16 protein-coding genes are annotated in these 23,315 nt (G+C 42.1%); 10 read left to right on the forward strand and 6 right to left on the reverse strand.

Translation table 11 applies throughout. The features are described from left to right. Nucleotides 1–159 precede the first annotated feature (159 nt). Together uvrA and FTU06_RS06635 are read left to right on the forward strand one after the other, a co-directional pair. Nucleotides 160–2,991, forward strand: coding sequence for an excinuclease ABC subunit UvrA (gene uvrA, locus FTU06_RS06630; protein WP_180063011.1), 2,832 nt, complete (start codon nucleotides 160–162; stop codon nucleotides 2,989–2,991). Nucleotides 2,992–3,190: 199 nt separating this feature from the next. After that, nucleotides 3,191–3,562, forward strand: coding sequence for a hypothetical protein (locus tag FTU06_RS06635; protein WP_180063012.1), 372 nt, complete (start codon nucleotides 3,191–3,193; stop codon nucleotides 3,560–3,562). A gap of 410 nt (nucleotides 3,563–3,972) precedes the next feature. Here FTU06_RS06635 and blaOXA read toward each other — a convergent pair whose 3' ends face one another. Then, the gene (gene blaOXA, locus FTU06_RS06640; RefSeq protein WP_373684696.1) at nucleotides 3,973–4,824 is read right to left on the reverse strand and encodes a class D beta-lactamase; all 852 of its coding nucleotides are present in this window, start codon (nucleotides 4,822–4,824) and stop codon (nucleotides 3,973–3,975) included. A gap of 202 nt (nucleotides 4,825–5,026) precedes the next feature. Here blaOXA and FTU06_RS06645 point away from each other — a divergent pair, with 202 nt between their 5' ends. After that, nucleotides 5,027–5,836 carry a toxin-antitoxin system YwqK family antitoxin gene (locus FTU06_RS06645; RefSeq protein ID WP_171262640.1) on the forward strand — a complete coding sequence of 270 codons (810 nt, stop codon included), beginning with the start codon at nucleotides 5,027–5,029 and terminating at the stop codon, nucleotides 5,834–5,836. 59 nt (nucleotides 5,837–5,895) lie between these two features. Here the strand turns inward: FTU06_RS06645 and FTU06_RS06650 are convergent, their stop codons facing one another. Further along, nucleotides 5,896–7,602, reverse strand: coding sequence for a GGDEF domain-containing protein (locus tag FTU06_RS06650; protein WP_180145658.1), 1,707 nt, complete (start codon nucleotides 7,600–7,602; stop codon nucleotides 5,896–5,898). Between the two features lie 1,100 nt (nucleotides 7,603–8,702). Here FTU06_RS06650 and omp33-36 point away from each other — a divergent pair. Beyond that, the gene (gene omp33-36, locus FTU06_RS06655; RefSeq protein WP_180145662.1) at nucleotides 8,703–9,587 is read left to right on the forward strand and encodes a porin Omp33-36; all 885 of its coding nucleotides are present in this window, start codon (nucleotides 8,703–8,705) and stop codon (nucleotides 9,585–9,587) included. Between the two features lie 55 nt (nucleotides 9,588–9,642). Here omp33-36 and FTU06_RS06660 read toward each other — a convergent pair whose 3' ends face one another. Then, a complete protein-coding gene (locus tag FTU06_RS06660; protein WP_180145665.1) occupies nucleotides 9,643–10,338 on the reverse strand; it encodes an ion channel in 696 nt (231 codons plus the stop codon). 254 nt (nucleotides 10,339–10,592) lie between these two features. Here FTU06_RS06660 and FTU06_RS06665 point away from each other — a divergent pair, with 254 nt between their 5' ends. Then, nucleotides 10,593–10,967 carry a hypothetical protein gene (locus tag FTU06_RS06665; RefSeq protein ID WP_180008801.1) on the forward strand — a complete coding sequence of 125 codons (375 nt, stop codon included), beginning with the start codon at nucleotides 10,593–10,595 and terminating at the stop codon, nucleotides 10,965–10,967. Between the two features lie 88 nt (nucleotides 10,968–11,055). Here the strand turns inward: FTU06_RS06665 and FTU06_RS06670 are convergent, their stop codons facing one another. Both FTU06_RS06670 and FTU06_RS06675 read right to left on the reverse strand, forming a co-directional pair. Next, nucleotides 11,056–12,771: a cation acetate symporter gene (locus FTU06_RS06670; RefSeq protein WP_180108842.1), complete on the reverse strand. Its 1,716-nt coding sequence runs from the start codon at nucleotides 12,769–12,771 to the stop codon at nucleotides 11,056–11,058. A 1-nt stretch (nucleotide 12,772) separates the two neighbouring features. Beyond that, nucleotides 12,773–13,105, reverse strand: a complete 333-nt coding sequence (locus FTU06_RS06675) for a DUF485 domain-containing protein (RefSeq protein ID WP_078190540.1) — start codon at nucleotides 13,103–13,105, stop codon at nucleotides 12,773–12,775. A 181-nt stretch (nucleotides 13,106–13,286) separates the two neighbouring features. On the opposite strand from FTU06_RS06675, the gene FTU06_RS06680 reads away from it, so the two are divergent. Both FTU06_RS06680 and FTU06_RS06685 read left to right on the forward strand, forming a co-directional pair. Then, on the forward strand, nucleotides 13,287–16,775 hold the full coding sequence (locus tag FTU06_RS06680) for a PAS domain-containing hybrid sensor histidine kinase/response regulator (RefSeq protein ID WP_078190541.1): 3,489 nt from the start codon (nucleotides 13,287–13,289) through the stop codon (nucleotides 16,773–16,775). A gap of 447 nt (nucleotides 16,776–17,222) precedes the next feature. Next, nucleotides 17,223–17,972: a hypothetical protein gene (locus FTU06_RS06685; RefSeq protein WP_171525947.1), complete on the forward strand. Its 750-nt coding sequence runs from the start codon at nucleotides 17,223–17,225 to the stop codon at nucleotides 17,970–17,972. Between the two features lie 426 nt (nucleotides 17,973–18,398). Here FTU06_RS06685 and FTU06_RS06690 read toward each other — a convergent pair whose 3' ends face one another. Beyond that, nucleotides 18,399–19,049 carry a response regulator transcription factor gene (locus FTU06_RS06690; RefSeq protein WP_078190543.1) on the reverse strand — a complete coding sequence of 217 codons (651 nt, stop codon included), beginning with the start codon at nucleotides 19,047–19,049 and terminating at the stop codon, nucleotides 18,399–18,401. 374 nt (nucleotides 19,050–19,423) lie between these two features. On the opposite strand from FTU06_RS06690, the gene msuE reads away from it, so the two are divergent. From msuE to FTU06_RS06705, 3 genes are all read left to right on the forward strand, one after another. Further along, complete coding sequence (gene msuE, locus FTU06_RS06695; protein ID WP_180012447.1) at nucleotides 19,424–20,155, forward strand: FMN reductase; 732 nt, start codon at nucleotides 19,424–19,426, stop codon at nucleotides 20,153–20,155. Nucleotides 20,156–20,194: 39 nt separating this feature from the next. After that, nucleotides 20,195–21,301 carry a dimethylsulfone monooxygenase SfnG gene (gene sfnG, locus FTU06_RS06700; RefSeq protein WP_180145668.1) on the forward strand — a complete coding sequence of 369 codons (1,107 nt, stop codon included), beginning with the start codon at nucleotides 20,195–20,197 and terminating at the stop codon, nucleotides 21,299–21,301. Nucleotides 21,302–21,794: 493 nt separating this feature from the next. Then, complete coding sequence (locus FTU06_RS06705; protein WP_180145672.1) at nucleotides 21,795–23,213, forward strand: deoxyribodipyrimidine photo-lyase; 1,419 nt, start codon at nucleotides 21,795–21,797, stop codon at nucleotides 23,211–23,213. The last annotated feature ends 102 nt before the right edge of the window (nucleotides 23,214–23,315 follow it).

Consider the following 23,315-nt stretch of genomic DNA (forward strand, 5'->3'; position numbering starts at 1 on the left):
CAATTTTTCTATTAATTACCCTAGATAAAGTTTACAGCTTTGACAATAGGTTAATTTAGCCGTCATAGGCTGACGTTTAATTTCATTTAAATAAAGCTTGAACATTTTTCATGCGCTATCATATATAGGTTTTTCGATGAATCTTTTAGGACCCCTTGCATGAGCCAAAGCCATATCCGTATTCGAGGCGCACGTACCCATAACTTAAAAAATGTGTCACTCGATATTCCACGCGACAAGTTTGTGGTCATTACGGGTCTTTCTGGTTCAGGGAAGTCCTCTTTGGCTTTTGATACCTTGTATGCTGAAGGTCAACGTCGCTATGTCGAGTCCTTATCTGCCTATGCGCGCCAATTCCTTTCGCAAATGGAAAAGCCCGAAGTCGACTCGATTGAAGGCTTGAGTCCCGCGATTGCCATTGAACAAAAATCAACTAGCCATAACCCACGCTCAACAGTGGGAACAATCACCGAAATTTACGACTATTTACGTCTACTCTATGCCCGTGTCGGCACGCCGTATTGTCCTGAACATGACCTCCCGATGGTGGCTCAGACTGTGTCTGAAATGGTCGATACCGTCAAAGGTCTAGAAGAAGGCACGGCGCTTATGTTGCTTGCCCCTGTGGTCCGTGACCGTAAGGGTGAATACACCAACTTATTTGAACAATTACAAGGTCAGGGTTTTGTCCGTGCCCGTGTCGATGGTGAAGTCATTGATATCGACACACCACCCGAATTAGACAAAAAGAAAAAGCACACCATTGAAGTGGTCGTTGACCGTTTTAAAGTACGTGATGATCTTGGTAACCGGATTGCAGAAAGTTTTGAAACGGCTTTACGCATGGGCGGCGACATTGCCATTTTGTCGTGGATGAAAGGCGAACAAGAAGACCGCGTATTTTCAGCCAAACACTCCTGCCCTGAATGTGAGCGTGCCGTAGGTGAACTCGAACCGCGTCTATTTTCCTTCAATAATCCATTCGGTGCATGCCCTGTTTGTGATGGTTTAGGCACACGCAGCCATTTTAGTGCTGACAAATTGATTCCCAATAATGAAGTTTCGATTAGCCAAGGGGCAATCCGTGGTTGGGACCGTCAACGTCCGTATTACTATAGTATGATTCAGAAAGTCGCTGATCATTTTGGCTATTCTTTGGAAACCCCATGGAATGAACTGGATGCCGAGACCAAAAAGAAATTCCTTTATGGTACAGGCAAGGAAAAAGTTGACCTCAGTTATATTGATGAACGTGGTCGCTCGCATAAACGAGTACAAGCCTTTGAAGGGATTTTGCCGCATTTAGAACGTCGTTACCGTGAAACCGAATCAAACTACGTGCGTGAAGATTTGGCGCAGTATTTATCCAATGCTGCATGTGATGCTTGCGGTGGCTCACGTCTCAATGAAATTTCACGTCATGTTCGAGTTAAAGATAAAACCATCGCGCAAATCACCAAGATGTCGATCGGCGATGCTGAAAGCTATTATCAAGACCTCAACTTAAGCGGTGCCAAAGGCGAAATTGCTGACAAGATTTTCAAAGAGATTCGTGAACGTTTGCACTTCCTAGTCTCTGTCGGTTTGAACTATTTAAGTTTATCGCGTTCGGCAGAAACACTGTCGGGTGGTGAAGCTCAGCGTATTCGTTTGGCTTCGCAAATTGGCGCGGGCCTGATGGGCGTAATGTACGTGCTGGATGAACCCTCTATTGGTTTGCATCAGCGTGATAATGACCGCCTATTGGAAACCCTAGTACGTTTGCGTGACTTAGGTAATACCGTACTAGTTGTAGAACATGATGAAGACGCGATCCGTGCCGCCGATCATATTATTGATATCGGCCCCGGTGCAGGTGTGCATGGCGGTCATGTGATTGCCGAAGGGACGTATGATGAAATTTTGGCAAATCCAGATTCATTAACTGGTCAATATCTATCAGGAAAGCTCAGTATTGATGTGCCGAAAACACGCACACAACCGCCAAAACCTGAAGAGCAAATTAAGTTAATGGGTGCTGCGGGTCATAACCTGAAAAATGTCGATTTGACTATTCCTTTAGGTGTGATGACCTGTGTGACAGGTGTATCAGGTTCAGGTAAATCGACGCTGATTAACCGGACATTATTGCCGCTTGCAGCGACTCAATTGAATGGTGCAACCACATTAACGGCTGAGAAATTTGATTCGATTGATGGCTTACAGTTCCTAGATAAAGTCGTTGATATTGACCAAAGCCCAATCGGTCGTACACCACGTTCAAACCCTGCAACATATACCGGTTTGTTCACACCTATTCGTGAACTGTTTGCGCAAACTCCTGAAGCCAAAGCACGTGGTTATGCGGCAGGTCGTTTCTCATTTAACGTGAAAGGTGGTCGCTGTGAAGCCTGCGAAGGTGACGGGATGATTAAGGTTGCAATGCACTTCTTACCTGATATGTATGTGCCTTGTGATGCCTGCCACGGCAAACGCTATAACCGTGAAACGTTAGAAGTTGGCTATAAAGGTCGTAATATTTCAGATGTCTTAGAAATGACGGTTGAAGATGCGATGCATTTCTTCGATGCTATTCCTGTGATTCACCGTCGTTTGGAAACCTTGAACCAAGTGGGCTTGGGCTATATCCGTTTGGGTCAGTCTGCAACCACACTTTCAGGTGGTGAAGCGCAGCGTGTGAAATTGGCACGTGAGTTGGCGAAACGTGATACAGGCAAAACCTTGTACGTGCTTGATGAACCGACGACAGGTCTGCACTTCCATGATATTGCCAAATTGCTCGACATCCTGCATGAGCTACGTAATAAGGGTAATACCATCGTGGTGATTGAGCATAATTTGGATGTGATTAAAACTGCCGATTGGATTGTGGACTTAGGCCCTGAAGGTGGTGCGGGTGGCGGTATGATTATTGCCGAAGGTACACCTGAAGTTGTTGCGAAGAATAAAGTGTCGCATACAGCGAAGTTTTTAAAGCCGATGTTGAAATAAGATTCTCTTTCCTTTAAGTGCATGATAAAACGGTGATTCATTCACCGTTTTTATTTATATGACTTTATTAGAGATAATTGATACATCCGTAAAAATTGGTTTAGGAGCACTGCTAACTGGCGTAATCACCTACTAAAATCAAAAGGCAAATATTTCAGCATCAGTTGCAAAAGATAACCTTCTATATAATCGTAATTTATTGACCAATATTTCCAAAGATCTCGAGGAAATAAATCATCTCGTTTTAAAAATTTGGGCAATTTTTGAATTTGAAACAAAACAATCTCAACTAGCTCTTAATGAGATTTCAGACAGACTTAAACCTCTAAGACATGCACTTTTTAATGACTTTAATTTGCTTAGCAAAAATGAAGGTTTACTTCTTATACATGGATATATTGAACAACAAGAAAAGCTAAGAATTTATGGCGAATTACTCGGAAAATTTAACGCTTATACACTTTGTAAAAATGGAGCTATCAATGTTGAAACAACTGCTCAATATAGATTTGAAATTTTAGAGGCTAGAAAATTACTTTATACGAGCTTAAACAAAGCCATTTCTACATAAATTCTTGTTCTTCACAATATTCAATCACATGACGGCGACATGGATGTCGCCTGTTTGAGTGGGGCAGCACGGATGTGCCCTCAGTCAAACAAAAGCATTTTGTCTACTTTTGTGCGTTCAAAAGTAGGAATCTCCTACACAATGGAAACTCGAACCCAATGCTAAGCAAGGACGTTTAGAAAAGCATATTTTTTTGAAAATAACCTGAACTAAATCCATCCATAAAATTCGTGCCATCATTTTATACATTCTACTCGAACCGTTCGGACGTACCTTCAACCAAACAAAAGCATTTTGCTTATTTTTGTGCTTTCAAAAGTATGAATCTCCTACGTAATGGAACTCAACCCCAATGCAAACTCAAAACTCAAAACTCAAAACTCAAAACTCAAAACTCAAAACTCAAAAAATTAACGTAAATAATGAAACACACCCAACTTATCCAACACATCCAAAGTTAACTGCTTACGCTCCGCCACATCATCCCCTGCTGCCATCTGCAAATTCAAACTAAACGCCGTGATCTTGCCATGACCATCATCTACCCAACCGGTATACCACCCAACTTGCGGCTCTACATCCATACCCCAACCACTCTTGGCATATAACTTCGCATCCCCACGGCTTTTAATATAAAGCATATCTTTGACTTGCTTTTGTACCGCGACATCAAACGGTAATTTCTCTGTCGCAAGCTGATACGCAAATTTGACTTCTTGTTCAGGCGTAATCTTTAACGGCCCAACCAACCAAAAATTATCCACCTGTTTGCCAATATTGGCATTGCCAAAACCGACCCGTTTGACTTCTTGTTGCATTAAAGCCAAGCCTATTCGCTTTGCGAGTTCCTGATAAACAGGCACCGCAGACGCTTGCATCGCCTCACCCAAAGTCAGGTCTGTTTCCCATGATGGGAAAGCACGTTTTTCACCTTTCCATTTAAAAACTTCAGTGGTTGTCGCCTTCTGATGCTGCAAACCAATTAAAGCATTTAACATTTTAAAGGTAGATGCAGGAATGTATGCTGTCTGGGCGCGCTGTAAGTCATTGCCATAATGGCTCATGCTCTGACCATCAAATGTGACAAATACCGCCTGTGTCTGTGCTTGATTAAATAAAGACGGAATTTCACTCACCCGTGAATTTGCTAAATTGGCTTGAGCCGTTTGTTTTAAGTGTTGAGATGAATCCAACATGCCTTCATTTGCTGTACATGCGGACAAACTCAGGACAGTCATCAACGATAGATATATTTTTTTCATTGCACTATTTTTATGGCGTTTAAAGTCCACAGTATAAGATGAAGTTCAAACCTGAATTGTGTACTTTTCAACAGTCTTGTATCTGTTCCAAACTTAGCATATCGACTATTTATTTTTAAACAAAACATCCTTATGATGACGCCTATCGTGGACTCAACAACGAATAATTTTTAACTTTTTAAAATATAAAAGCATACTAACAATGAATAAATTTATCTTAAGTTTCAGTCTCTTATTATGTCCAATATATAGCTTTGCCGATGGCTATCTAAACGAATACATGGTGCTGTTTGTCTCACAAGAAGACCCTGATCTTAGCCCATGGAAAGATAAGCCGCAGTGTAAAGCCCTCAGTACCCCGACTTCACACAAAGGGATCTATGAAAATCAATATGTCTATGCCAATGGCAATGCCCTAACCACCATCTTTCTGAGCAACAGCAAAATTAAAAATGGTGAATGTGAACATTTAATTCACTTTCCAGATGGTATTCAAGGCTCAGGCGTATTTGAAAGTTTCTTCCCCAACGGCAAACCCCGTAGCCGTATTGCCTATAAAAATGGGGAGTACGAGGGCAAACTTGAGTTTTGGTTTGCCAATGGGATAAAAGAGCAAGAAAGTAGCATCATCAATGGTGAATCTCAGGGGGATTACAAAATTTGGCATCCAAATGGGCAACTGGCTTTTTCTCAAAATTATAAAAATGGGATCGAAAATGGCCTGCGCCAACGCTGGTACAGTAATGGTAAACCGTGGACCTATGCCAATTTTCAAAACAATAAATTGATTGGCGAGCTGAAAATGTGGTTTGAAAACGGCAAACTAGAACGCCAAGGTTATTATCGTAATGGCGTTCGTCATAACAGTTATAAAATTTGGTATGACAATGGGCAACCTGAAGCGGTGCTTCAGTACGATTTAGGCAAAATTACCCAAGCCCAGTGTTGGAATGAAGATGGTAGTCAAATGAACCAACAAGCCTGCAATAAATTATATAAAGATGAAGATTAATTGATTTTTCTAGCTAACTTTATGAATCTGCCAAGATATTTATGAATATCAAGCTGCGTTTAGGCTGAAACACGGTCACGCCCCGCAGCTTTGGCTTTAAATAATGCTTGGTCTGCGCGCTCTAATAAATCGATCCAGCTTTTGGCACCCACTGCCACACCAATACTCACCGTCACGATGAGATCTGCTTCGTCTTCTGCCAAATTGAAATTCACATGCTGAATATCATGCCGTATGGTTTCGGCAATGTGCTGGGCTTTGAGCATATCAATCCCCTCGATCAGGACTAAAAACTCATCTCCACCATATCGCACCACCAAGTCAGATGAACGAATATGTTGGCGTAATTGATTGGCAACATGTTGAATCACCAAATCGCCAACAATATGCCCATAGCGATCATTCACCTGTTTAAAGTGATCAATATCAATCACGATCAGTGCTGTATGTAAAAAACCTGAACTTTGGCTGTCGCGAAATTTAATATATTCATCTAAAGCAAAACGATTGGCAACATTGGTGAGTGAGTCCGTATTGGCAATATGTTTAAGCTGAAACTCAAAGGCATCACGTTGTTCTAGCATATTTTCAATATGCTGAATGGCGTCAAATAAACTGAGATAACCTAATTTGCTGGGTTCAATCACGCCTTGATCAATTTGTCGGTGCCGAGCCAGCTTAAATAACTGATTACGTGCACGAATTAAAGGTTCAAACACCCATTTCTTGGCATAGAACATGGTTAATACTGCAGTCAGTAATGACACGAGCGAGAGAAAAAGCGTAAAGATCAATTTATTTCGCGCTTCACGTTGTTCGTCCGCAGCCACTTTTAGACTGTAATCTAAAATATAACTTTGCAATTCCACCACTGTAACAAATTTATCCACCATTGCATCAGTGAGCTGAGTACCATCCATGTGATAACGCTGATGTTGAAGACTTTTTTGCGCCAAACCGTCGATAATCGGTAAACCTTTATCTAAAAATTTCGTCCGTACCGCATGATGTAACTGTTTAAACTCGGGTGTTTTGTCATGTTCGGACTGCACGACATTGATCAATTCCCATAAATAGCGTGTTTGACGCTGGGTTTGTAAAGTCCGCGCTAGATTTTGCTCTGGAATTTCCTGTTGAAACGATACCGCAGCCATAATGTTTGATGCGACTTGTCCCGCCTGATCACGTAATTCTGCCAGTAATAAAATCAGCGTGTAATAATTCGATACGCGGGTATCTTTACCATGTGAATGATTGACCAATTTCTGCAAGGCAATATAGCTTTGATCCCAAGCTTGAAACATCGCCAAAATGGCATGATCCATTTTTTCAGCGTCACGCTGTTGTATCGGCAAAGCAATATATTGATCGACCGTTTTGCGACCCTGCAACAAATACGGATATAAATTGGACTCTAACTGCTGGGCGATCGGTGCAAAGCCCGTTTCTTTTAAAACTTTCAGTGTATCTTGATATTGTTGATCGACACCTTGGCGATATTCAGCCAACTCAATAATTTTTTGCTCGCGCTGTTCACCTTGACTCGACATTGCACTGTTAGCTGGCGCACGTTCACGAGAAATTTGGTTGGTTAAATCTGCCACCATTTTCAGCATCTGAATTTCTTTCAGCGCTTCGGCACTTTTGAGGTAATTTTGATTGCTGCTCACAATCAATGGAACACTGATAAATACGATAGACAAGACGATTACTAGCATCGCAAGTTGCAAGCGCTTACTAATATGCTCTGTTCGTAATGTTTCCATCTATTTTATGCCCCACACTTGTTGCATACCCCAACCCACTTCTCAACTAAACGCGGGAATATTTAAATTAATGATCAATAATTTATTAATTTGTAAAGTGAACATTTATAGCTCTAAATTCTATACAAATGTGTTTAACCTGTCACATTTTTATCACTTTGAAACGAGATAATTCGCTAAAAAAACAGCAACATATTTGAAAGGAATAAATTTTTTTATGAACTTGCTTAAATAAATATTTACAATTGCAATAAATTGGTGCAGAATGCACCGTATTAGGGCACACTAGATTTCTTCCTCAGCAGAATATTTTAGTTTCCCGAAAATTTTGGCTAAAAAATCCTGATTTTCCATGAAAATCAGGATTTTTTTTGTCTGTGCCTACACAACTCGATGATAAATCCAATAATATATGCACCATAAAAGGGCATTTATTTTTATTCCATCTCCGTTTTATCTATAATCTTTGCGGTAAAGTTCCATTTTTAGACAAAAAAAAAGCCCAACCTTGGGGAAAGCTGGGCGAATAAAAAACAAACTATGGAGAATCAGGGTCAAAGTCACACTTTTAAACTGTGTAACGACTCGATTGGCAAATTATGAATCAAATAAAACCTGATGTAAAGCCAAGTATTTCATAATGGTATTAAACTTATCACCAAGATATTCATTTAAGTGAAATGGACCTCAGATTTAAAACAAAAACGTCCATTTACTATGCAAATAAACAGTTTTCGCCCAACAAATCGGCAGTCAAAACCGCAATTTATCGCTTCAAATGCGTGAAAAGCGTTAGAATTTGCCCACTACAATAAATGTTATTTTGAATTAAAATAACAATAATAATTGTTATTTTAGATTAAAAAGCTGTGTATTTTTTCAAGTGTATTTTTTTAATTAAGAATTTAATCAAACTTACTTAATTGTTCTCAATGATTTTTTTTCAGTGACTTATTAGTTAGAGTAAAAACTGAATTTCTTATTATGAAATAAAGATCTGAGTCAGAGACTGAATAATAACCTTTAGGATCATTGACTTAATATATTGTTACAATACAATGCTCAATGTTTAATCCATTTGTAACAACTGGTAGAAAATCATGAAAAAACTCGGTTTAGCCACTGCTTTATTATTAGCCATGACCGGTGCTCAAGCTTACCAATTTGAAGTTCAAGGCCAAGCAGAATACATCGACACAACTACAAATGACAAAGATTTCATTGGTGGTGTTCAAGGTACTTACTACTTCAAAAATGTTGACTCTACAAAAGGCCCTTTAGCAGAAGCTGCATTCTTAAACCAAGCTTCTAACGTATCTGTTGCTTACAACTACGGCGAAGTTGGTTCACAAGGTGTTGACGTAGTTGCTCATAACTTTGGCGCTAAAGCTGAAGCTTATGTTCCAACTAAAATTGTTCCTGTATATGCAAGCGCGTCTTACAGCCACACTATTTTAGATTCTAAAAACCAAGTATCTAAAGAATTAGAAGGCAATGGCGACCGTTATGCATTAGAAGTTGGTGCGCTTCCAACTCAAAACTTCTTAGTTGCTGTTGGTTACACTAGCGTTGCTGACCAAGCTGCTGTTGACGCGTTCAACGTTATGGGTAACGGTGTTGCTAAAGCTGTTGCTGAAGCTACAACTATTGGTCAAGACCAAGACGCAATCACTGCACGTGCTAAATATGTTGGCGCAATCGACGACACTAACATGGCAATTGGTTTCGAATCAGGCATCATCTACGGTGATGACACTGCTTACCAATTCAAAACTGATCTTTTCGTAACTCCTAAATTAAGCGTTGGTGCTTCTTACGCTGAATCTAGCTTTGAAGGTACTCCAGACTCAGCTTGGGGCGCGAATGTAAACTACTTCATCACTCCTGCTGTTGCAGTTGGTGCTAGCTATGTAAATGCTAATGCTAAAGAAGTTGTTGCGCTTGATACCCAAACTGTTGGCGTAAATGCTAAATTCCGTTTCTAATTTATATTAGATCCTGAAGACAAAAAGGACGCATGTGCGTCCTTTTTTACTGCCATTATTTGTCTTTAGGTTCATGACGTTCGGGTAAATGGGCAATATATTGCAAGGCGATTAAGCGTGAAACGATGAGAGCCAAATACATCACCCCGCAGAACATTTGAAGCATGGCCAAGACCCGTGCTGGCGCACTCACGGGCATGAGATCCGACAAGCCCGTTGCGGACTGCAAACTAAAACTTAAAAATAATAAATCTAACCACGACTGCATGCCCGGCGCTGCAGGATTCACAAAACTATCCGGATAAATCAGCTGACAAATACTATAGAGAAAGGCAAAACCCCATGCGATGAGGGTAAAAACTGCTCCTGCTGCAAAGAGTTCATCTTTGGTTAAATAGCGATCTGCAAACATATAACGCAATACGCCATAAGCGGCACTAAAATACGCACAGGCTTCAAAACCATGCGCAATAATTTGAATATTCGGATGATTTACACCCAGCATAATCAAAGTAGAAAACAATACTGCACAGCCAACAAAACTCAGCCCAAGAATCGTAAACATCGGAGTTTGGCGAATTACTTTGGCGATGATCAACAATACCAATACCCCAAGCACCCAAATCAGCGCACGAAAAGACAGGCTTTCTCGGGTAATTGCAGTTAAAATCAAGATCAGAAACTGCACCAGTAACAGCCATGCTGAGGGCAAAAGTCTAAAGCTTTTCCAAAAATCCACGAATCCTTGCATTATGTTCAATCTCTATATTTTTTTATCATGCGCTGAAATGATCAATCTGAAGCATCATCAACTGATTGATTTTAAATTAGCATGAAGCAAGTTTCTTCTACTGCAAAGATTTGTTGAGCGTGACCTGAAAAACATCACATATGCCTACTGTTCTGCCTCAATTTTTTGATCACCCTTGAAACTCAAAAAGCTTATTGTAAGTTTCAGCATTCAGGCGCACATTTAAAGAAATCTCCTGCGTGGTAGATTTCATTATGAAAAAACATCTCGTATTTGCTCCCCTCTGTCTGCTCATGCTCTCTGCCTGTACACAAAACAGTCCGCTCCTCAAAGGCCATGAAAATTATGTGGGGACTTGGCAAAACAACCACAGTGAATTAGTGATCAAATCGTCGGGCGAAGTGACGTATTACCATCAAGAACATACTGAAAAAAGTATTGCCAACCAAACCTTCAGTGGTGCTGAACAGTCGCGAATAAAAGCCCATTTGAGCAGTTTTGGTGATCAGAGCTTTAGCATCGGTCAGGATAATTTCTCTCAACAATTCACCATTCAGCGCTCGCCTTATCAAGATGATCAAGGCCATTGGAAAATGTCGATCAATGGAGAAAATTATACACGCAAATAGGACAGAGATTTGTCTACAAACCTCTGCGTCATATCATTCACTAAATATAAAAAAAGCCCCTTATTAGGGGCTTTTTAGGCGATTCAGATTAGTGATCTGAAGCACCAGAGATACCAATACCAGTTTGTGAACGTACATACTGTGCATCGAATGCTTTACGCTCAGCTTGTGCTTGTGCTGAATTATCAGTCACAGAGAACAACCAGCAGCAGATGAATGCTAATGGCATTGCAAAGATTGCAGGACCATTGAACGGGTTAATTGGTGTTTCAGAAATACCAAATGTATCTACCCAAACTGCTTTAGATAAGATAATTAGGGTCACTGCTGTAAGCAGACCTACTAAACCGCCAATCACTGCGCCGCGAGTGGTCAAGCCTCTCCAGAACATAGACAATACAAGTACTGGGAAGTTTGCACATGCTGCTACAGAGAACGCCAAGCCAACCATGAATGCAACGTTTTGTTTCTCGAACAAGATACCTAAAATCATCGCGAAGATCGCAAGACCTAAAGTCGCGATTTTAGACATACGAAGTTCAGATTCTGGCGTTGTTTGACCTTTCTTGAATACGTTTGCATACAAGTCATGTGAAATAGCTGAAGCACCAGACAATGTTAGACCTGCAACAACTGCAAGAATCGTTGCGAATGCCACCGCTGAAATGAAGCCCATGAACAAATCACCGCCTAATGCATCAGATAAATGCACCGCAGCCATGTTGTTACCACCAACAAGCTCTAGCTTGCCAGTTACCGCCATTTTTGCAACATCAAGGAATTGTGGGTTGTTTGAAACGTAAAGGATCGCACCAAAACCAATGATGAAAGTCAGTAGGTAGAAGTAACCAATGAAACCTGTTGCTACAACCACTGATTTACGCGCTTCTTTGGCATCTTTAACCGTGAAGAAACGCATTAAGATGTGTGGTAAACCTGCTGTACCGAACATTAATGCCAGACCTAGAGAGATCGCATCAATTGGGTTCGCAGCCAATTTACCAGGCCCCATAATATTGCCCGCTTCTGCCAAAGTCACTTCGTGAACTTTAGAGAAAACTTGAATAGATTGTGAGAACATTTCAGAGAAGCTGAAGCCCACGCCCTTCATGACCATGAATGCCATGAACGTTGCGCCAGAAAGTAGCATCACTGCTTTAATGATCTGTACCCAAGTCGTTGCCAACATACCGCCGAAGATTACATACGCCATCATCAGCAAGCCAACAATCACAACCGCAATGTTGTAGTTTAGACCGAATAACAATTTGATTAACTGGCCTGCACCTACCATCTGTGCGATTAGGTAGAACGCTACAACCACCAGCGAGCTCATTGCTGCCAATGTACGTACTGGTTTTTCAGCCAAACGGAACGATACAACGTCAGATAAGTTGAATTTACCTAAGTTACGCAGACGCTCTGCTACTAAGAACAATACAATTGGCCAACCCACCATAAAGCCCAATGAATACAGCAAGCCATCAAAGCCTGAACTGAATACCATTGCGGAAATACCGAGGAACGATGCTGCTGACATATAGTCACCGGCAATCGCTAGACCATTTTGGAAACCTGAAATACCACCACCAGCAGTATAGAAATCTGCAGTGTTGGTAGTTTGTTTTGCAGCCCATTTAGTAATTAGCAGCGTAAAACCTACAAAGATGGCAAACATGATAATTGCGTGCCAGTTGGTCGCTTGCTGCTGTGCTTCACCTAAATCTGGTCCTGCCATTGCCATGCTTGACATGAGCAGAGCGGGAGCCGCCAGTGCTGTTGCTTTCAATGAATTCCATTTCATCTTAGTGAAGTCCTTTTTCTTGAGTAATTGCTTCTACTTCACGCATTGCTTCTTCGTTTAATGCATCTAATTTATTATTTGCAATGTACGAATACACACCACAGAGTAGGAATGACAATACAATAATGCTCAAACCTAATGGCATACCAATCGTGGTTACACCACCACTCACGGATTGCATCAAGAACTCTTTGTTATAGCCCACAAGTAGCATGAAGCCGACATAGACCACCAACATGATGATCGTCAAAGTCCAGCTCAACTTACTTTTACGGCTAACCATTTCCTTAAATTTTGGATTCTGTAGAATTTGTTCTACCTGTCTCTCATCCATAATGTTCTCCTTACGCCGAACCTTGGCGCGCAATTTTCTAATTCGAATTATTTCGAAGCTAAACTTACCAATGTTCCTTATCTCTTGTAATTTAGACTTTGGTCGTTAAATTTTGAGCAATAACCTCCCTAAGCCTATGGATGCGTTATCATTAAGCGAGAATTAATATGCTGCAGGCTCTATGAATAGTTGGCTTATCGTCGGGGTATTGGCCCTTTACATCGCATTACTCTTTGTATGTGCATTCTTTGGTGAAAAGCATGCCAGCAGGCTCAGTACTCGCGGCAGAATGCTTCTCTTTAGTCTAACTTTAGGGGTTTACTGTTCATCTTGGACGTTTTATGGCGCAACAGGTGCCGCGGTTCGTGAGGGCATTATTTTCCTGCCGATCTATCTAGGACCGCTGCTATTTGTTGCGCTCGGCTATGATATTTGGCGACGTTTAGGCCGTGTCCGTCAGCATCATGCCATTTCATCGATTGCCGACTTTGTAGCAGCACGATATGGTAAAAGTGGCCCCTTAGCGTCATTAGTCACGATCCTTGCCGTGATTGCCATTATTCCCTATTTAGCCTTGCAACTACGTGCAATTGCCCTAAGTGCAACGGTCATTTTAGAACCGACCGCTGGTCTGACCGGCACCACCAATAGTGTGCTGTTTTTGACTGGTGTATTGGCGATTTTGGCGATGATGTTTGGGACACGACAGATTGCCAATACTGAACAGCACGGCGGCTTAATGTTGGCTGTGGCATTTGAGTCTTTCGTCAAGCTGTTTGCACTACTTGCAGTCGCATTTTTCTTTGTTTTTGAATCACCTGAAAACATGGCTCAAATCAGCCATGACATCAACACCACCTTTAAAGATGTTCAGCTCAAAGGTGTGCCAGAAAGCTTTTGGATTCAAACTTTATTGGCTGCATTAGCGATTATTTGTCTACCACGTCAGTTCCATGTCGCGGTGGTTGAACTGCGAGATGAAAAGCATATCCGTGGTGCTCGTCGTTGGTTTGCCATTTATCTGATTTTAACCATTATCGCGATCATCCCGATTGCCAGTTGGGCGCTGCATGCAGCACCTGCCTACTTGGCAATCCCCGATGTTGCCGTGCTCTCACTGCCTTTGAGTTATAACCAAGACTGGTTGACCTTACTTGCGTTTCTCGGTGGTTTTTCAGCATCGACAGGTATGCTGTTGGTGTCGTCAGTGGCCTTGTCGATTATGCTCAGTAATGACTTGATCATGCCTGCACTGTGGCGTACACGCTTATTGTCACGTCATGACAAACGCCTACCACTCGTACTGAAATTCACACGTCGTGTATGTATTTTAGCGGTCATGTTATTGGGCTTCTTGTTCTTCCATTTCTTCAATGACATTGACCAATTATCGGTATTTGGCCTATTGGCCTTCAGTGCTGTGGCACAGTTTGCACCGGCGTTAATTGGTGGTTTATATTGGCGCGGCGGAAGTAAGCAAGGCGTATATGCAGGTCTGTTGGTCGGCTTTGGCATGTGGGCTTATACCCTGTTATTACCAACCGTATTGCGTAGCCTGCCTGAACAATTTAAAACATTTACCGAAAATCTTTTAAGTCAGGGTCCGCTAGGCTTGAGTTGGTTACGTCCTGAAGCACTGTTAGGGTTTGAATCTTTCGATCCACTTACCCATGGCGTAGTTTGGGCACTGGGTTTAAATATCACCCTCTATATTTGGATTTCCCGCGTCTTCCGTCCAAGTGTTGCCGAGCAAATTCAGGCCGAAAGTTTCTTTTATTATGAAACCAAGCCCCTCCCGGCTCAAAGTACATCAAACGACATCAGCTATATTCACCATGATGTGGCACGCTTAAAAGTAGGTGATCTGATTACTTTGGCAAAACGCATTACCGGTGAAGGTCCAACTATGCGCGCCTTCAACCAGTTCTGCGCACAAAACAATGTCGTTTTGAATGAAAATAGCAGCGCCAACGGCATGTGGTGGCGTTTTACCGAACAGTATCTTGCTGGCACCATCGGTGCGGCATCTGCCCGTACCCTACTCACCACAGCCATGGTCAATAATGGTTTAGCACTCGGTCAGGTCGCAAATATTCTTGACCAAGCCTCACAGTGGCAGCGCTTTAACCAAAACCTGATCATGACCATGATCGACCATATGACTCAAGGTGTGTCCGTGGTTGATGAAAATATGTGTTTGGTGGCATGGAATAATCAATACCTCAAACTGTTCGATTATCCAAAAGACATTGTCTATGTCGGTTGCCCAATTTCAGACTTGATTCGTTATAACGCTGAACGCGGCGAATGTGGTCCTGGTTCAGTCGAAGAACATGTGCGTAAACGTATGCATTGGATGCAAGTCGGCAGCGCACACGAATTTGAACGAATTCGTAAAGATGGTCGTGTAATTCAGATGCGCGGGAACCCGATCGAAGGCGGTGGTTTCGTCACGACCTTTGCCGATATTACTGCATTCCGTGAAAATGAAGCCTTGCTTGAAGGGCGTGTACAAGACCGTACCCAACAGTTGGCAGATGCCCTGTCCGAACAACAATTGGCACGTGAGCAAGCCGATAAAGCCAATATGTCGAAAAGCCGCTTCATTGCTGCTGCAAGCCATGACTTATTGCAACCGATGCATGCTGCTCGCCTGTTTAGTACCGCCCTCGAGCAAAGCGTACAAAATGACGATGATCGTAAAACGCTTCAGCAACTAGATCGTGCGCTGCATGGTGCGGAAAGTATGCTCTCTGCCCTCTTGGATATCGCACGACTCGAAGGTGGAACCATTCAACCAAAACGTCAGCCTTATCCGCTGCATGACTTACTCAGCGATCTTGAACTGCAATTTAAATCGATTGCGGCACAGCGTAATATCAAACTGACCGTACATGATGCTCAGTTCTGGATTGACACCGACCCACAGTGGATTCGTCGTATTATTCAAAACTTCGTCAGCAATGCCCTACGCTATACGGCGCGTGGTCGTGTTGTGGTGGGTGTGCTACGTTCAGCACGTCCAGGACATATTCGTATTGGCGTTTGGGATACAGGTCCAGGGATCGCGGAAGAACAGCGCATTAAGTTGTTCCAAGAGTTCGAACGCTGTGGACATACCTCTCCTTGGGGCGAACAGGGCCTGGGCTTAGGTTTAGCCATCGTGCAACGCATGACCAGCCTACTCGACTACCCAGTGCATGTGTTCTCAGAACTTGGTCATGGTTCGTGTTTTATGATTGAAGTGCCTGTGGTCGCTGCGCCAAAAGTGGTCGCTGCACCGACTCAAGCGGTTCCGCTGAAGACCAAAGCCTATAAGATTCTGTGCTTAGACAATGATGAAACCATTTTGGAAGGGATGTCGACCTTACTGACCAAATGGGGCTATCAAGTCTTTAAAGCCACTGAACCTGAACAGGCCATGGAGTTGATTCAACAAGAAAATATTCAAGTTTGGTTGGTTGACCAACACTTGAATAACAACAAGATCGGTCTCGACTTTATTTTAGATAACCGTCAGGAAAATGTCCCTGTGGCGCTGATTACCGCAGATTCTGATCCTGAACTACCGCAACGTCTAAAAGAGTTAAACATCGTCTTACTGAAAAAACCATTGAAACCGGCTTCACTGCGTTCATGGTTATCTGGTTTAAAAATTTCAAATCAGTAGCGTTGTTACAGGACATCGCTCTGTGAAAAGTAGCCCATTTCATTCACATGAAATGGGCTTTTGTTTACCTTGCTTTTACTTAAACTTACCTAACTGGCAAAAAAATTTGTCTCAACGGCAAGACCATTCAAAATAGCCCCGATATTTCGTCTATTTATTAGCCATAAATATCAAATTAAGATTGCCTATGGCAAAAGATATCGAATGCGTGAATGAACACTTGTACACTTAGTTACAATTAAAAATCTATTTGATTTAAATCATATTTTTATAACCAAAAATAAAAACTAAAACTTTAGTCGTATATTTAGCTGCGGCCGTTCGTTTTAAAAATATTCATAAGAAGTTGATCAGTTTCAAGCCAATTCAAGAAGCGTCATAACTCAACACTTGAGAAGCTGATCTCCCCCGCATATTAGGAGTGATCTTGTGAATATTTCAGAAACAATGCCGCATGGTTTTGATCAAAATCTACAGTTTCATCGTCAGTATGGTGCCAATGCCATTTTGCCAGAGATCGATTGGCGTCAGCTATTTAAGTTCAGCAAATTAAGTGATGTGCAAGTCGAAGCGTTGGAAACACTCTATCGCAGTGCCGTTCCTCTCGCGTTACAAGTGTTTGATGAACTGAATTTTGATGTCTTTGCGCCGAATGCCTACAAACCTCAAGGCCTTGGCTTATTCGATCGACTGGCAGAGCAAGAAGACCTACTGCTGCAAAATTTAGAAGCAGAATCCAATGGCTTGGGTTTGGACACCCGTCATCAGATTTGGAGCATGCTACTGCGTGGTGGTGCGGTTTTGGTGTTTAAAGCGTGGCTCGGTAAAGTCAAAACCGACAAAAACCAGCTGGATAAAACACAGTTTGATGAATTATCTGATTTACTGTTTATTAAAACAGCGCCATTTGAATTGGCACAACGTTTGAATGTCGATGCCAACTCCAAGCAAGACCATATCTTCCTGATGTATGACAATGATGTTTATCTGGATCGTTTTAACAGCTTAGAAACTGCAGCCCTATTTGTGGATTTGGGTGTTTATGATGCGGCTTTCCTGAGTTTACGTGATGACCGTGTCGCGGATTATCTCAAAGCGCGCGGCTATGTGTCCGATGAACAAATTGATGAATTACAATGTGCGCTCAACCCTTTGTACTGTACCGATCTGACGCCTAAGCAAGACTATATTGCTTAAGTTATTGTTGAAGTTGTTTATATAAGGTATTAACTGATGTTACGCAGTAACATCAGAAGCACAATTTGATTCAAATAAAAGAACGATACGCGGTAACGTCATCCGCAAGTGTTTGAGACAGGACGACTTCTAATCACAAATGTTTTTGCGATACTTTGAATAATTTGGCGCAAGTGAACGAGTTTTGCGGATGACAATGGTTTTGGGTACTTTTGCCGAAACAAAAGTACCTCCAGCCGAAGGCTGATCCCTTTATTTAATCCCTAGATGTAAGACTCCGTCGAACTGACTTAAAAATCATTTTAAAAATGCGAAATTACTTTTAGGTGCGTAATATCAGTTATTGGTTTAATTCGCATTGTTCTATCGCTTAAACAGCATAAAAAAAGACCTCCACGATGGAGGTCTTTTTTTTGGAAAAAATCCTTAGATTTTCTTTTCTTCAATATTCAATGCATTAATTGCCAATACAGCTTGAGTTCGGTTTTGTACGCCTAACTTACGGAAAATCGCCGTTACATGCGCTTTAATGGTTGCTTCAGATACATCTAACTCATAGGCAATTTGCTTATTCAACAAACCTTCCGCCACCATCATTAACACACGGAATTGTTGCGGTGTTAAAGACTGAATACGTTCGGCCAATGCTGTTTCATCTGCAGCACGTGGGTCAAAGTTCATGTTGGCAGGTAAATTTGGTGGTAACCAAATCTCGCCTTCTAAGACTTGACGAATCGCTTCACCAATGTGGCTTGGATGCGCAGATTTTGGAATATAACCCATCGCACCATGTGCAATCGCACGTTGGATAATCGACGCTTCTTCATGCGCAGAGACCACAATGATTGGAATCGATGGATATTGTGCGCGAATATGCACCAGAGCAGAAAAGCCTGAAGCACCCGGCAAGTTTAAATCCAATAACACAAGATCAGGCTCAGGGCCATTTTCAAGACGTTCATAGCATTCATTGACTGCTGCAGTCTCATGAATTTGCGCCTGAGGCAAACTATAACGAACCGCCTGAATTAAAGCATGACGAAACAGCGGGTGATCATCAACGATTAAAATATTCATAAGCAACGTGAGAGATCTTGTGCACAATGACCCTATTCTAACCACACATGCTATGTGAAGGATATGCAAGAACTTATTTTTTTGCATTTAAAATGTAGATTTTCACCTAAAATGCGTCTTTTTTCGCATTTTCTATAAATCTTTAAATCTAATCATATTTTCATATAAAATTTATCAACACAGTAAAAATGCTTATATCTAAGCATTATATGTTGAAATATCAACAGTTTAAAATTTGAAATTTCACGAATTTTCTGGTTTTTCCAACATATCTAAAAATCAGATAACTTTTCTGATTTTCGTTATTTTACAGTGATCCACCCATCGGGATTAATAAAAGGCATTCCGAGAAACCACACTTTTAGGTTTAAAAAATGTCTCAAGTTAATCTACAAAAACCCCTGAATATTGTTGCTGTGTCAGGTGGTCTAAACAATCCATCTAAAACTGAAGCTTTGGTACAAGCCATTGTTGATGAGCTCGGTGATGCGACTCCAATCAATGTGCATTTTATTAAGTTTAGCGAAATTGGCAATTTATTAGGTGGCGCGATTTACCGTAACCAATTGCCACAACGTGTACAAGATGACCTTGCTGCCGTTGAAGCTGCTGATGCACTGATTGTTGGAACACCAGTTTATCGTGCTTCATTTACAGGTCTGTTTAAACACTTCTTTGACTTTGTCGAACAAACTGCATTGGTCGATGTTCCTGTCTTGCTTGCAGCTTCGGGTGGTTCTGAACGCCATGCTTTAGTGCTTGAACATCAACTGCGTCCATTGTTCAGTTTCTTCCAAGCGCAAACATTGCCGATTGGGGTCTATGCAACAGATCGTGATTTCACCCCTGAATACACCATTCATAGTGAATTACTCCGTGACCGCATTACTTTAGCCGTAGCACGTGCGCTGCCGATTTTGGAATGGGCTCCAGCCAAAGGTCAGCGTGCTGAAGTGGTGAAAGCCAAGTCTCAACAAGCCAACCAAAACTTGGGCATTAATAAGCAAATCGAGCAAGAAGAAGTCCTTCCTTCTGCAGCTGTTCCAAATTTGGATGCCGCTGAAGCTCGACTGCATAGTAAAAAGCCAAAAACGCAAGTGGCCTAAACACCACAGCATAACAATTCGATCCCGAGGGTTTGCAAAATGTCAGTACAAGAAAAAAACATTACATTTGCGTACTGGGTACCAAACGTCAGTGGTGGTTTGGTGGTCAGTAATATTGAACAGCGTACCGATTGGAGCTATGACTATAACGTGCGTTTGGCACAAGCTGCAGAAAAAAGTGGCTTTGATTATGCGCTGACTCAAATTCGTTTTACCGCAGGCTATAACGCGGAAAATCAACATGAGTCGGTGAGTTTCAGTCATGGTATTTTGGCCAAAACTGAAAAGCTCAAAGTCATTGCCGCGATTTTACCCGGCCCTTGGAAACCAGCTCTGGCTGCGAAACAATTGGCGACCATCGATCATCTCACCAATGGCCGTATTGCAATTAATGTCGTGAGTGGTTGGTTCCGTGGTGAGTTTGATGCGATTGGAGAAGAATGGCCCGAGCATGATCAACGCTATGCGCGTTCTGAAGAATTCATTCGTAGCCTAAAAGGCGTTTGGACGCAGGATAACTTTAGTTTTGATGGTAAATACTATCAATTTAAAGACTACACTCTATCTCCGAAACCGGTGCAAAAACCGCATATTGAAATCTTCCAAGGTGGCAGTTCACGTGCAGCACGTGACATGGCATCACGTGTTTCCGATTGGTACTTCACCAACGGCAATACCCCTGCTGAGTTGAAAAAGCAGATCGATGATATTCGTGAAAAAACCAAGGCCAATAACCATCAGGTCAAAATCGGGGTGAATGCCTTCATCATTGCCCGAGATACTGAGGAAGAAGCCCAAGCGGTGCTTCAAGCTATTATCGACAATGCCAATACTGAAGCGGTCAATGCCTTTGGCGATGCAACTCGTGAAGCAGGTGCATCCACAAAAGAAGGCGAAGGTAACTGGGCAAAATCTACTTTTGAAGATTTGGTTCAATACAACGACGGCTTTAAAACCAATCTGATTGGCACGCCACAACAAATTGCCGAACGCATTGTGGAACTCAAAAGTGTAGGTGTCGATTTGGTTCTCTCAGGTTTTCTCCACTTCATTGAAGAAGTGGAATACTTTGGCGAAAAAGTGTTGCCACTGGTTCGTGAACTGGAAGCTCAACAGCAGCAAGTTGTGCAGGCTAAATCAGCATAATTGTTGATGCAGTCACAGCTCATGTAATCAGCATAATAATCACAACCGGCTCACTTCACTTTCCTCCCCTAAGGCTCGGCTTAGGGGATTTTTTATCTCGAGTACCATTTAAAGACATGCTCTGATTCTAGAAAATGAGCTAACCTGTAGACAAAGAAAAAGCCCGACATCCTGTCGGGCTTTTTCTATATGGATACTTAAGCATGACTCCTGTCTTGCTTCACAGTCCTGATGGTGAACACTTTGTTATTGTTTTATGTTCCGGAACGTCCTGTTCCTGTATGAGTTCATCTTAGGTAAAATTTAAAAGTGCGCCTAGCGTCAAAAACTTCGTTGCTTGTACGCTTAAGCTGACAGCATTGTGCGCAATCGGTTAACTTAAACCATAGATATTATATGGTTTTTTATAGAAATCGATTTTTTAGATAATTTCATTACCACTAGATACCCCCGTAATTCCAGTGATATTTCCAACACAAACGAGGCAATAAACATGCAACTGGTTTGGTTTCGACAAGATTTAAGACGACATGACCATAGCGCACTGTGGCAGGCGACACAGTCTGGTCCAACGATTGCCTTTATTGCGCTTTCTCCTGAACAATGGGCAAGGCATGACGATGCCCCCATTAAAATCCATCGCTATCTTGCCCAACTGGAACTTTTGCGACAGCAATTGGCTGAGCTAAATATTCCACTGATTATTCAGAATATTCCCCATTGGTCAGACATCGCCACTGAGCTTTTAAGCATATGCACTCAGCTCAATGTACACACTGTGCATGCACATATTGAACATGGTGTGAATGAACTTAAACGAGACCGCGAAGTACAACAGTTATTAGAACAGCAGCACATCTCTGTCGAGTTGTACCATGACCGCACCCTGTTTCCTGTTGGCAGTATTCGCAATCAATCTGGACATCCTTATCAAGTTTTCGGTGCATTTAAGAAAAATTGCTACGAAAAATTGAGCATCAGTCTGCCTACTTGTTATCCCACTATTGAAGCCCAAGCGGCTCTCGAACCGCATCCGCTGTGGCAAAATCAATTTGATTTACGTCCTTTTTATCCCACATCGCTGTTAGCTGCTCAAATCGAGCTTTGGCCGATTGGAGAAGATCACGCAATACAGTGCTTAGATGAATTTATTGAACAACATCTGCATCGTTATGCTGATGATCGGGACTATCCAGCGCTCAATGCTACCAGTCGAATTGGCATGTATCTCAACTTGGGCATCTTGTCTATTCGCCAATGTCTGCAAGCCCTGTTTCGTGAACAAGGTGGCTATTTCCAGATCGACCACAGAGGGCAACAAACGTGGCTCGATGAGCTACTTTGGCGTGAATTTTACCAACACATTTTATTTGACTACCCGCAGGTATCTCAGCACCAGCCGTTTCAAACCAAAACCTTAAAAATAAAATGGCGCCATGCACCACAAGACTTGGCTGCATGGCAGCAAGGTCAGACAGGCATTCCAATTGTCGATGCAGGGATGCGTCAACTACTGGCTACGGGTTGGATGCATAATCGGGTGCGGATGATTTGTGCCATGTTCCTCAGTAAGAATCTACTGATCGATTGGCGGTTGGGGGAGCAATGGTTTATGCAGCACCTTGTCGATGGTGACTTAGCAGCCAATAATGGCGGTTGGCAATGGTGCGCCTCGACGGGTACAGATGCTGTACCTTATTTTCGGATTTTTAACCCGATCAGCCAATCTCAGAAATTTGATCCGAACGGGGATTATTTACATCAATGGCTACCTGAACTGGCAGATTTGGATGCAAAGCAAATTCACCAACCCTTTGCCAAAAATCCTCAACTAGAATTGAACTACCCTCAACCGATCGTCGATTTAAAGCAGTCTCGCTTAGCTGCAATTGAAACTTTCCGAGCATTGTAGGCCATTGCCAAGATCGAACTGCTAGGGATCAAAACGCTGTACTGAAATGGTCACTGTAAAGCATAGCCGAGCGTTCGTTTTGTCCCTACAATACAGAAAACG

The organism is Acinetobacter sp. YH12052 (genome assembly GCF_013419835.1).
Lineage (GTDB): Bacteria > Pseudomonadota > Gammaproteobacteria > Pseudomonadales > Moraxellaceae > Acinetobacter > Acinetobacter amyesii.